We start from the raw sequence: 11,889 nt of genomic DNA on the forward strand, positions 1-11,889 counted from the left end.
CTTCTTCGTAATGAGAATTTTTATGACGTGCCCGATGGCCCGTTTCCTGTCGCATGTTTAATGAAGATGGAGCCGACCCGACAACGGCTACGATGGAAATACAGCCCCTGCAAACAAACAATCAAACCAGGCTTTCCCGGATCGGCATGAAGGTGGCCATTCCTCCCTATCCGGGCATTCGGCATAACCCTCCAGTATGGACCGAACCCGCCATGGGCATTCTTGAAATGAAGCCGGATACCAAATATCCGGCTGAATCATTTATTATACAGAATAAAATAAGCCGCTGATTTCGTGATAAGATAGACGGTTTTTACCCGATCCTGTTTTTATGAATGCGACCATTGGCCATGATAAGCTCCAGACTTGCACCCGTATCAGTAAGCACGGACAAATCCTTCAAGGGATTTCCGTCAACAACCAGTAGATCGGCGTGGCTCCCAGGTGCGATGACGCCCAGCTTTCCGCTCTGTTGCACGATCTCGGCATTAACCATGGTTGCGGAACGCAGAATGTCAATCGGCGGTTCCGCTTCCGCGCGAATCAGGAACTCCCGGGACTGCGCACCCTGCAAAGGACCGAGCAGATCGGAGCCGAAGCCGATCTTCACGCCAGCGTTGCGAGCCAGTCGCAGAGAATCCAGGCCAGCCGCCAGCACGACCTGCAGCTTTTCTCCGCTCGCCGGGGAAAGACCGTGCTCGGCCCCCGATTTGGCAAGCATGTCGTAAGCCACCAATGTCGGCACCAAGTAGGCCCCCCGCTCGGCCATGAGACGCGCACCCTGCGCATCGAGCAGATTGCCGTGCTCCACTGTGCGCACACCCGCCTGCACGATCCGGCGGATCGCGTCGGCACCATAGGCATGCGCGCCGACATAGGTACCCCAGCTTGCCGCTTCCGCGACCGCTGTCTCGATTTCCTCGATGGAAAACTGAGTACCGTCAATCGGGTCATGCTCCGATGCCACGCCACCCGAGGCCATGATCTTGATCTGGTGCGCGCCCAGACGCAGCTCTTCGCGCACCCCGCGCCGGACGGCATCCCGCCCGTCGACGATGCGCGACTGGAACGCGAGGGCACCGCTACATCCGCAGCCGTCCCCTTCGGTCCGCAGGCGATGATCGGCATGCCCCCCGGTCTGCGAGAGCGGTCGGCCCGAAATGAACAGGCGCGGGCCGGCAAAATGGCCTTCGCGCACCGCCTGAACCAGCCCGTAATCGGCGCCGCCCATATCGCGAACCGTCGTGAAGCCCCGGTCAAGCATCGCTCGCATCGAACTGGAAGCCCGTGCGGCCATCAGGGTCGGCGGCACCGCGCCGAGCCGGCCGAGATTCACTTCACTCAGGGTCACATGCGCGTGGGCGTCGATCAGGCCCGGCATGACGGTCCGCCCCCCGACATCGATCCTCCTGGCCTCTCTGAAGGACGGTCTGGTGTCGGAGACTTCCCGAACCGTTCCCTTCTCGACCACGATATAGGCGGGCCGCATATCGCCCAGTTCCAGATCGAGCAGATTGCAATGATCGAAGACGGTTACCATACGCTGTCGTCCTTATCCGTAGTCCGCAGAATTGAGCGGTGCCGTTCCGCACCACTCCGCGATGAAAAGTGCCAGCACGACAGTCGTTTTTTTCATGCTTTCCAGGTCGGCACGCTCTCGCGGACTGTGCAGCCCCTCTCCAAGCGAGCCGTAGCAGAGCGTCGGTATGCCGTAATGGAATCCATACAGACGCACGTCGCAGGTCGCCGGCATGCTGAAACTTTCCAGCTCGGTTCCAAAAACGGTCCTGTGCGCCAGGGCCAGAGCGGCCTCGGCCGCGCTGCCCGGTTCCTGGACGTATGGCTCCGCCTGGAATCCCACCCACGTCACGTCCGCGCCGGCCTCGTTGCCTTTCTCGCCGGCGCATGCGGCCACCGTGTCGAGAATAGCGCGACGCACCGCTTCCAGCGACTGTCCCGGCAGGATGCCGATACGGCAGTCGATCTCGCACCAGGACGGAACCATGCCGATCCAGTCCCCGCCCCGAATCCTGCCGACGCTGAAGGAAACGGGCGCTGCCATGTGCCCGTACCATCGGGAGTCCCGGTGCTCTTCGTTCGTGCGGTCGGCAAGCCCCTGTAATGCGGTGATGAAATCATACATCGCCAGGATCGCGCTGGCGCCACGACCGGCTTCGAGAATATGCGCGGCAGTACCGGAAAGACGCACACGAAACCAGATGGAGCCAAGCTGTGCCCTTTGCAGGCGGTTGCCGACGGCCTCGGCAATCAGGCAGGCATCGGCCCGATAGCCTCGGGCCAGGGTGCCCAGGGCGCCATTACCCGTGCATTCCTCCTCGCTTACCGTCTCGACATGGACCGGGGCGGCCGGACGCAGGCCGACGGCACGGAGCGCATCGAGCGCAAACACGATCTCGGTCACGCCGACCTTCATGTCGGCGGTCCCCCGGCCCGAGATCCACGTGCCGTCTATCCGCGGAGCGAACGGATCATGCGCCCAGTCCTGTAGTGGCCCCGGAGGCACGACATCAATATGGCCCTGGAGGATCAGGCTACGCCCCCCTCCCACGCTGGAGGGCACCGTCGCCACGACCTGGACGGCCTTTTCGTAATCGGCCTCGAAAACTGGAGAAAAACCCGGCAGCGCCTCGATCTCGACCTCGGCCAGGGTAAAACGGTCCACGGCCCAGCCGCGCGCGGCGAACTGGCCCGCCAGCCAGTCCTGGCAGGAGGCTTCCTGGCCGCGCAGGCTGGGAAAGGAAGCCAACGTGCCGAGCCAGGACACCTGCTTGGCCCAGTCGGCTTCCACCGCCTGCGCAAGGCGCGCTGCTAGGCTTTCGGACTGCGTGACCATACGTCGTCCCTTTCTCTCAGTCTTCGATGCCGTAGATTTCACGCGCGCGCTCACCGGTCAGGTATCCGTCACGCAGATCGCGCAGCACCGCCTCGCGAGAACGGCGTTCCGGCGGTCCGAAGCCACCTCCCACCCCTGTCACGACGTGGACGACATCGCCCTCGCGCAACGGGATGTTGGTTCCGAACGCATAGCGCTCGGGCATCTCCCCCGGCCGCAGCACCTCGACGAAATTCGGCGAGCCATCCAGTCCGCCATCGACCCCCCAGGGCGGAATGCGCGAGCGCGTGTAGCCGACACTCAGGAAATTGTCGTCGGCGCGCACCCGGTAGCGCAGGGAAATCCCCTTGCCCCCGCGCCATTGGCCCTCGCCGCCGGCAGCGGGATTGAGGGCGAGTTCCTCAACCCCCAGGCCATAGCGCGCCTCGGCGACCTCCGCCGGGCAATTGAAGGTCTCGCCATGAAAGCCCGAGAACATCGCGCTGTTGCCATCCCGGCCGCGCTGGGCGCCCCAACCGCCCAGTTGCGGCTCGACAATCGTGTAATGACGTCCTGTCTCGGCATGTTTTCCGCCGATATTGGTGCCACAGATCGACGCGAAATTTCCAGCCGGAACCAGTTCGGGCACATACCGGGCCATGCAGCGCAGGATCAGGTCGAAAAGCCTGATCTCGACTTCGGAATAATAGCCCAGCGCTCCGGGCTCGACCACATGGAAGACCGAACCGGGCCGGGTCACGACCTTCAATGGGCGGAAGAATCCGCCATTGCCGGGGGCATCGGTATCGGTCACAGCCTTGAAGGCAAGCTGCGCCGCGATAACCACCCCTTCCAGGCTGGAATTGCGCGATCCGGACTGGTCCGGATTATCGCGCAGGTCGACGATGAACGCATCATCGGTAATCTCGATGCTGACCTTGTAGACCGCGCCGTCGTCCTGTTCCTCCGCAAAGGTGAAGACACCCTTCGTCAAACCCTTGAGCGCTGTCCGGGCGCGGCGTTCCCCCAGATCCATGAAGTCGTCGATCGCCGCGATCACGACGTCCACGCCATATTTCGCGATCAGTTCCTGAAGCCGACGCTCGCCGATGCGCACACCCGCGATCCCCGCCCAGAGATCGCCCTTGAGAAAGGCAGGCAACCGCGTATTCACATATAGGATATCGAAGACCGCCTGGTTCGGCCGGCCCGCCTCCATCAGCTTGACGGCCGGAATCCGCACACCCTCCTGATAGATCTCGGTCGCGTCGGAGGACATCGAGCCGGGTACAAGTCCACCAACATCGTTCCAGTGGGCGATGTTCGCCGTCCAGGCGACCAAACGCCCTGCAGCAAAGACCGGCATCGCCAGGATCATGTCGTTCAGATGCGTGACACCACCCCAATAAGGGTCGTTCGATGCGAACAGGTCACCCGGCTGGATCGTCTCGGGCGGATGCTTCTTCAGGATAGCCGTCACGGCCTTGTCGAGTACCCCGATGAAGGCCGGAATTCCGGCACCCGACGCAGCGATATCGCCTTTGGCGTCGCAGATGCCGGTCCCGAGGTCCAGCACCTCATAGATGATCGCGCTCATCGACGTCTTGCGCTGGACGACGAACATTTCATCTGCAATGGCTTCCAGCGCATTCTGGATAATGTCGAACGTGACCTGGTCGTGGGAAGGATGACCCATGGCTTCAGTTCCCAAGCTCGATATGCGTGTTGCCGTAGGCGTCGATGGTGACGCCGTTACCCGGATGGACGACGATCGTCGTACCCGGATCCTCGATGATGGCGGGCCCTGCGAAGGTCATGCCCGGTTCAAGCCGTTCGGCATCGTACACCGTCGCTTCATGGATGCCGTCCGTTGCATAATCGACCAGGCGGCGGCCCTTCACGGCATCGGAAAGCACCGCCCCCGTAACCGGCAGGGGCATAACCTCCAACCGACCGACCTCGGCCGAGGCGATCAGGTGCAATCCGACGATCTCGACGCCCGAATCCAGGCGATAGGTATATTCGCGCTCATAGGCATTGTGGAAATCGCGCAACAGCTGGGCCAGCGACGCCGCATCCACCGGGCCGGCCGCCAGAGGAACCTCGATCGCATGTTCCTGATTCATGTAGCGCAGCTTGACGAGTACCTGGTGCCGCACCCGCTCTGCCGGAATGCCTTCCTCGATGAAACGCGCCGTCGCATGGTCGACAAGCGTACCCGCCAGAGTATCCAGCCCACCCACGTCGTCCTGTTCCAGCAACCGGGTCATGAAATAATCGCGGCGCAGATCGCTCATCATCATGCCCCACGCCGAGAATACCGGCGCTCCGCGTGGCACGACCACTTTGCGCACCCCCAGTTCATGCCCCAGGGCCACGCCATGCATCGCCCCGCCGCCACCGAAGACGACGAGCGTGAAATCACGCGGATCGTAGCCGCGATTGACCGAGACGAGCTTCAGCGCATTGACCATGTTCGCATTCGCGATCCGGACGATTCCGCGTGCCGCTTCGGCTGGCTCGCAGTCCAGCGCCACCGCAAGCCGCTCCAGCGCGCGATCCACCGCTTTCATGTCGGCCACGACGGTCCCGCCACAGAAATAATCACGATTGATCCGCCCCAGCGCCAGGTTCGCATCGGTCGTCGTCGCTTCAGTTCCACCGCGCCCATAGGCTGCCGGCCCCGGCATCGCGCCCGCCGATCGCGGGCCAACATGCAGTTTGCGAAATTCGTCGACCCAGGCGATCGAACCGCCGCCATTGCCGATCTCGACCAGATCCACGACCGGTACCATGATCGGATAACCCGCCGATTTACGATTCCGCTCGATCCAGTAATCTGTCTTGACACGCACCTGGCCATTTTCGATTAGCGAGCATTTGGCGGTCGTACCACCGATATCCAGTGCCAGGACATTGGGCTCACCGATCAGCCGCCCAAGTTCGGCCGCCGCCCAGAAACCTGATGCAGGTCCCGATTCGACCATGGTGATCGGCGTCGCCTTCGCCGATGCCAGGGAATCGACACCGCAATTAGACTGCATGACATACAGGCTGCCCCGATATCCCGCGTCGCGCAGGCCATCACCCAGTCCGCTGAGATAGCGTTCGGCCACCGGCTGGACATAGGCCGACAGCACGGTCGTGCTCGTACGCTCGTATTCCCGCCATTCCCGCGTAATCTGGTGTGACGCGACAACGGAAACATCCTGCCACAGACGACGGATTTCCTCCGCTACCCCCTGTTCGTGCGCTGGGTTGGCATAGGCATGCAGAAGGCAGATCGCAATCGCCTCCACCCCGTCCCGCCGGAAATCATCCAGGATCGCGGGCAGGCCCGACAGGTCCAGGGGTGCCGTCTCGTTGCCGCGATAATCCATCCGTCCCCCGACCTCCCGCCGAAGATAGCGTTCGACGAAGGGTTCGGGCTTTTCGTACAACAGATTGAAGAAATCTGGCCTGTTTCCACGCGCGATTTCCAGAACGTCGCGGAAGCCCGCCGTCGTGATCAGTCCTGTTCGCGCCCCCTTGCGTTCGGTCAAGGCATTGATCACGACCGTCGAGCCATGGGCGAAGAAATCGACTTCGGCCAGTTTCAGCCCCCCCTTGTCCACGACGTCAAGCACCCCCTTGGCAAAGTTCGGCGGGGTGGTGTCCGCTTTCGCCGTGACGATCCTCTGCGTTCCGGTCGACGGATCGGTCTCGAAATAAACGAGGTCGGTAAAGGTTCCACCGACATCCGTCGCAATACGCCTTGTCGTAATCTGCATCTGTCATCTTCCTGCCATGACGACGAAACGACATGCCCGGAGGCCATTTTTCGCGTCATCACTGTCAAAACCAATATCTCGTCGATACCGCAGTCCATTACGCCTCATGGGGCATGTCCCATGCCCCCACCCGTCATATGACCTGGAATCCGTGCTGGAACATGTCTTCGGAATCGATCCAGATCGTATTGAACCCGGTGGAAACGGCGCTTCCCTCGATCAACGGAACGATAGCCGGGATCGGGCCGTCTTCCGACGGAAGGCTGGTGTCGGACGCCACAGTGCCAATGAAGCTGCTGTGAATGTAGCTTTCATGAATAAACCGGTCGCCGACCCCAAGAATGCCCTTGTGCCGCATATGCGCCAGGCGCGCCGAGGTTCCGGTTCCACAGGGGCTGCGGTCGATCGCATTGTCGCCGTAGAACACCGCGTTCCGCCCGCGCTCCCGTGTCGCCCCCCGGTCAGCCCACAGGACATGGCTGACACCGTTGATCGAAGGGTCCACGGGATGGACGGGATGGAACTGCGCCCGCACGGCTTCGCGCACGAGCGGGCTGAGCGAAAGGATGCGCGCGGCCCCGAGGCTGTCCAGCCCTTCATAACCCTCCTGCGGCTCGACGATCGCATAATAATTGCCGCCATAGGCAACATCGACCGTCAGCGGCCCAAGCCCCGGAACGGTGATCGCGATGCCGGTGCGCGCCACATAGGACGGCACGTTACGGATCCGCACGCTGGCGACACGTCCCGCCCGCACCACATAGTCGATGTCGATAATCCCCGCTGGCACTTCCAGGCGCAACCGCCCGGCAACGCGCGGCGTCAGCAATCCATGCTCCAGCCCGAACGTGACCAAGCCGATCGTGCCATGCCCGCACATCGGCAGACAGCCCGACGTTTCGATGAACAGAATGCCACCATCACTGTCGTCGCGTGTCGGCGGATAAAGAAAGCCGCCCGACATCATCGAATGACCGCGAGGCTCGAAGCACAGGCCGGTACGAATCCAGTCATAGCGTGCAATAAAATCCAGCCGACGCTCGCTCATGTCGCCCCCCCGCAACAGCGGCGCCCCACCCGCCACCAGCCGCACCGGATTACCCGCCGTGTGACCGTCGATGCAAAAGAAGGTGTGACGCATAGCGGGCTCTCCATGTCTTTCCAACAACGGGCTCTCAGAGCGGCCGGGATGCCGCCGCCCGCTCGACCATGCGCACGACTTCGTCGCGCCGCGCGCCTTCCAGCGGCAAGCGCGGCAGCCGCACTCGTTCGCTTCCGCGTCCCATGATCTGCTCCGCCAGCTTGATCGACTGCACCAGATCATGTTCGGCATCGAGATGCAGCAGCGGCATGAACCAGCGATAGATTTTCCGGGCCGTCTCCACGTCGCCCCGCGCCAGCGCCTCCACCAGCGCCACCGATTCCCTCGGGAAGGCGCTGGTCAGGCCCGAGACCCATCCCTGTGCGCCCAGCAGAAGCCCCTCGAAGGCCACATCATCCAGACCCGCCATGATGACGAAGCGATCGCCGAACGTATTGTAGACATCGGTGTAGCGTCGCGTATCGGCGGAGCTTTCCTTGACCGCCGCGATCGTCGGCACCTCCGCCAGGCGCTGCAGCACATCCATGCCGATATTCACCCGATAGGCCGTCGGGTTGTTATAGAGCATGATCGGCAGATCGCTCGCCGCCGCAACCGCGCGGAAATGGTACTCCAGTTCATGAGGCTTGGGCACATAGACCATGGCCGGCAGGACCATGAGCGCGTCGGCGCCGATCCTGGCCGCCTCCTTCGCCCATGCGGCGGCCCGGGGCGTCGTCAGTTCCGACACGCCGACGATGACCGGGACCCTTCCCGCTACGGCTTCGACCGCCGCTTCGAGTACACTTATCTTTTCGTCCGGCTCCAGCGAATTGTTTTCGCCGCATGTTCCCATGATCACGACACCATGCACGCCGTCGTCAACCAGCGTATCGAGAACCTTTTGCGTACCAGCGATGTCGATGGACAGATCGGCATGGAACTGCGTCGTCGCCGCCGGGAAAACACCGGACCACTTCATGAACTCATACTCCCGCTCGCCTCACCGCCGAATGACGAGGCTATCGTTTATCGTATACTATGTATCATTTGATAGCGGAATGAAAAATATTCACCTCCACGCGATTTTGTCATCTTCCTGATATTTCGCAAAAAGTCGTCAAATCGAGACTTTTCCAGCCTATGCGGCGCCACCGACAGGGCTCAGCAGAAAGTTGGCCGCGCAAAAGGTTCCGCCTCGCGCTTTCCTCTCTCCCAGCGCTACAGTGCCTTGCGAAGATCGTCCAGCGTCGTCTGGATATGATCACGCATCAGGTTCTCGATCTGGCGCTTATTGCCCTTGAGCCAGCATTCGAGCAACGCCCGATGTTCCTGATTGGCACGTGTGTCATGATCCTGCATGTGCAGGTGGAATCGCACGTAGCGATCCGCCGTCACGTTCAACAGGTCGAGAACATGAAGCGTGGTCGGACCAGCACCCGGCTTGACCAGGGCGTAGTGAAAACGGCTGTTGTAGACACCGCGCTGGGCATCCTTGCGATCAATCGCCGCTTCCAGCGCCTCCAGTGTTTCGCGCGCATAGAGCGCATCTTCCGGCGTCGCGTTTTGCGCTCCCAGCGCGGCGGCTTCCGGCTCGATCCGAAGCCTCAGACGGAAGACGTCCTCGGCTTCGGCACGGGTCAAGGATGTGGCGAAAAACCCGCGTTTGGCATGGACGGACACGAATCCGTCCTGTTGCAAGCGCGCCAGCGCCTCGCGGACGGGGATCTTGCTCACCTGATACGAGGACGCGATCACATCCTGCCGGATCGGCTTGCCGGCAGGCAGTTCGCCCGAGAGAACACGCTCACGCAGCAAATCATAAAGCTGGTCGGAAATAGACCGGGTATAGAGTTGGTCCGCTTTGCTTTTGGTATGCATATAATCCTGGACTCGTCTTTCATATCACCGAAACCGATGAACAGCCTTCGACTCTAGCTGCTCCGCTCAGGCGAAACAATCAAAGTCCCGTTTGCGTGCCAATCGACGATCGCGTCACACATAAGCCTCGATCCCGTTCAATTCCGGGCCAAGGTCGGCCGCACATGCCATTGCGGCACCGACCATGGCGGGCGTGAAGATATCCTCCCCTTCCCCCATGAAATTGAAGCTCCCGACACAACGATCGTCCACCACGATCGGCAGGTTCAGCGCGGACAGGAGCCCATGGGACTCAAGATAGGCCCAGTCGCCGTAATGCGGTGCAAAACCTGCGACATCTCCAGCCACGAACGGCTCACGGCGGCCGACCACGATATCGAACCAGGCGGTATGCGGGATCGGCTTCGCCCCGCCGACCGGATACATGTGCGGCACGTTGGAATAGATGCGCCGGTTCAACCCCCGCGCCTCGTCCAGGACCAGGACGGTAAAGGTGCGGAAGGGCAGGATCTCCGCAAAGCGCCTTTGCGCGTCATCCAGCACCCGCATGACCGCCGGGGAAAGCGACACGTCGGCAGCGGCAATCACGTCCGTCTTCTGCTCGTTCATCGACTGACCTCCGTTCATTTCTCGTCAAAGGGTTGTGTGATGCTGACCGCCGGCTGGCTGAACCAGCACGGCCCGGCCTCCGAGACGTGGATATGGTCTTCAAGCCGCACGCCGAATATATCGGGCACCACGATCATCGGCTCGTCCGAAAAGCACATGCCGACCTCGATCGGACGGCGATCGCCCCCCATGATGTAGGGCGCTTCGTGAATATCCAGGCCGATCCCGTGTCCCGTCCGATGCGGCAGGCCCGGAAGATGGTAGCCGGGTCCAAGCCCACTGTCCGCCAAGAAGCCGCGCACGGCGTCGTCGAGCGCGCCGCAGGGCACACCCGGCTTTACGGCATCGAAGACGACCTGCTGCGCACGGCGCTCGATATCCCATATCTCCCGCTGCCGGCTCCCGGGCATCCCGCAGACATAGGTGCGGGTAATATCGGCATGATATCCGTGAATCTGGCAGCCACAATCGACCAGCACCAGTTCGTCGTCCCGCAGGATCTGGTCTCCCCCGATTCCATGCGGAAAGGCCGTTGCCTGGCCGAACTGCACCGCCGCGAAGGAGGCCCCGTTATCGGCCCCCATGCGACGGTGGGCCTGGTCGATGAAGCGCCTGACCTCGCTGGCCCGCACCCCCGGACGCATGGCCGCCGCCACATGGCGATGAACCTGGAGCGTCAGCGTCATCGCATAGCGCAGAACGGCGATTTCCGCCGCCGATTTCACCATCCGCAGCGCGTCGATCACCGGCGCGGCGCTTTCGAACGCAGCCCCCTCGACCAGCGCGGCGACGGCCCCGGCAATCCGGAACGGCAGTTCGGGATCGAGCGCGACCCGCTTCCTGCCGTGCAGCAGGTCCGCGAGCGCCGCACAGGGATCTTCATGCTCCTCCCACAATGCAAGGGCGCACGGAATCCGCAGACAGTCGAGAAGCGAGCCCCGTTCGAACGCAGGACAAAGCATGACCGGTTCCGCGCCGGCGCGCAGCACAAGAAGCACCGGTCGTTCGCTGGCCTTCCACGGTACTCCGCTGAAATAGCGCAGTGACGAACCGGCACCGATGACGAGCGCATCGATATCACGCGCCGCGCACAGTTCCACCGCTTTGCCGAGCCGCACCGCATAGTCCCCGTCCGGAATCCCCGGTCGATCCTGCGCCAGCGGCTGCACGCTGGCCAACTGCTCGGCCAGCGTGGAAAATCCTATCTGTCTACCCATGAAGGCTCCTGAAACGTGATGATCGACGTCAAACCTGCCGCCGGCGCCCGATGGTACCCATGCCCTGAATCTGCAGGACCAGACGCGCCGCCACGGACACGAAAGCCGCGGCCATCAGTGCATCCAGACTGGGCACGCCGGTCAAGGCGCACATACCGGCCAGCGAGGAGATGCCGGCCAGCACACCCCCGCCCCAGGCCAGCAAGTGGATAACGGTGCGCGACCGCATGCCCGGCAGGGGCGGCATCACGACATCCAACAGAATGACCGGTGCGATCGGCGGAAGAATAATACCCAAGGTAAGAAGAAACGACATGAAGGCCCCGTTCATGCCCAGAATGTTCAGAACGACACCCGCACTGCCCGCTCCGACGACCCAGCGGTTCAGATGCCGGCTTCCGCCAAGTGACTGTTTGAAAAGTCATAGAACGGTCTGAAACCCTGAGGCGGCGTATGCCGACTTGGGCAGGTTTACCTATATGAGGGTAATTTCTGCCC

At 62.1% G+C, this 11,889-nt stretch carries 11 protein-coding genes; 1 reads left to right on the plus strand and 10 read right to left on the minus strand.

Annotated elements, in window-relative coordinates; genetic code table 11:
• The first annotated feature begins 53 nt into the window (after positions 1-53).
• Positions 54-290: a hypothetical protein gene (locus C7453_RS18760; protein ID WP_141288999.1), complete on the plus strand. Its 237-nt coding sequence runs from the start codon at positions 54-56 to the stop codon at positions 288-290.
• Positions 291-313: 23 nt separating this feature from the next.
• Here the strand turns inward: C7453_RS18760 and C7453_RS16720 are convergent, their stop codons facing one another.
• From C7453_RS16720 to C7453_RS16765, 10 genes are all read right to left on the minus strand, one after another.
• Positions 314-1,540 (minus strand): metal-dependent hydrolase family protein, encoded by a 1,227-nt coding sequence (locus tag C7453_RS16720; RefSeq protein ID WP_114729105.1) that lies wholly within the window; start codon positions 1,538-1,540, stop codon positions 314-316.
• A 12-nt stretch (positions 1,541-1,552) separates the two neighbouring features.
• A complete protein-coding gene (locus C7453_RS16725) occupies positions 1,553-2,854 on the minus strand; it encodes an ArgE/DapE family deacylase (RefSeq protein WP_114729107.1) in 1,302 nt (433 codons plus the stop codon).
• Between the two features lie 16 nt (positions 2,855-2,870).
• On the minus strand, positions 2,871-4,529 hold the full coding sequence (locus C7453_RS16730) for a hydantoinase B/oxoprolinase family protein (protein ID WP_114729109.1): 1,659 nt from the start codon (positions 4,527-4,529) through the stop codon (positions 2,871-2,873).
• A 4-nt stretch (positions 4,530-4,533) separates the two neighbouring features.
• Positions 4,534-6,603 carry a hydantoinase/oxoprolinase family protein gene (locus C7453_RS16735; RefSeq protein WP_114729111.1) on the minus strand — a complete coding sequence of 690 codons (2,070 nt, stop codon included), beginning with the start codon at positions 6,601-6,603 and terminating at the stop codon, positions 4,534-4,536.
• Positions 6,604-6,736: 133 nt separating this feature from the next.
• Complete coding sequence (locus tag C7453_RS16740) at positions 6,737-7,744, minus strand: 4-hydroxyproline epimerase (protein WP_114729113.1); 1,008 nt, start codon at positions 7,742-7,744, stop codon at positions 6,737-6,739.
• Positions 7,745-7,778: 34 nt separating this feature from the next.
• On the minus strand, positions 7,779-8,666 hold the full coding sequence (locus C7453_RS16745) for a dihydrodipicolinate synthase family protein (RefSeq protein ID WP_114729115.1): 888 nt from the start codon (positions 8,664-8,666) through the stop codon (positions 7,779-7,781).
• A 239-nt stretch (positions 8,667-8,905) separates the two neighbouring features.
• Positions 8,906-9,565, minus strand: a complete 660-nt coding sequence (locus C7453_RS16750; RefSeq protein ID WP_114729117.1) for a GntR family transcriptional regulator — start codon at positions 9,563-9,565, stop codon at positions 8,906-8,908.
• Positions 9,566-9,679: 114 nt separating this feature from the next.
• Positions 9,680-10,174, minus strand: a complete 495-nt coding sequence (locus C7453_RS16755) for a GAF domain-containing protein (RefSeq protein ID WP_114729119.1) — start codon at positions 10,172-10,174, stop codon at positions 9,680-9,682.
• A gap of 14 nt (positions 10,175-10,188) precedes the next feature.
• A complete protein-coding gene (locus tag C7453_RS16760; RefSeq protein WP_114729121.1) occupies positions 10,189-11,391 on the minus strand; it encodes a M24 family metallopeptidase in 1,203 nt (400 codons plus the stop codon).
• Between the two features lie 28 nt (positions 11,392-11,419).
• On the minus strand, positions 11,420-11,707 hold the full coding sequence (locus C7453_RS16765) for a hypothetical protein (protein ID WP_114729123.1): 288 nt from the start codon (positions 11,705-11,707) through the stop codon (positions 11,420-11,422).
• Positions 11,708-11,889: the final 182 nt, after the last annotated feature.

Source organism: Gluconacetobacter liquefaciens (genome assembly GCF_003350405.1).
GTDB classification, from domain to species: domain Bacteria; phylum Pseudomonadota; class Alphaproteobacteria; order Acetobacterales; family Acetobacteraceae; genus Gluconacetobacter; species Gluconacetobacter liquefaciens.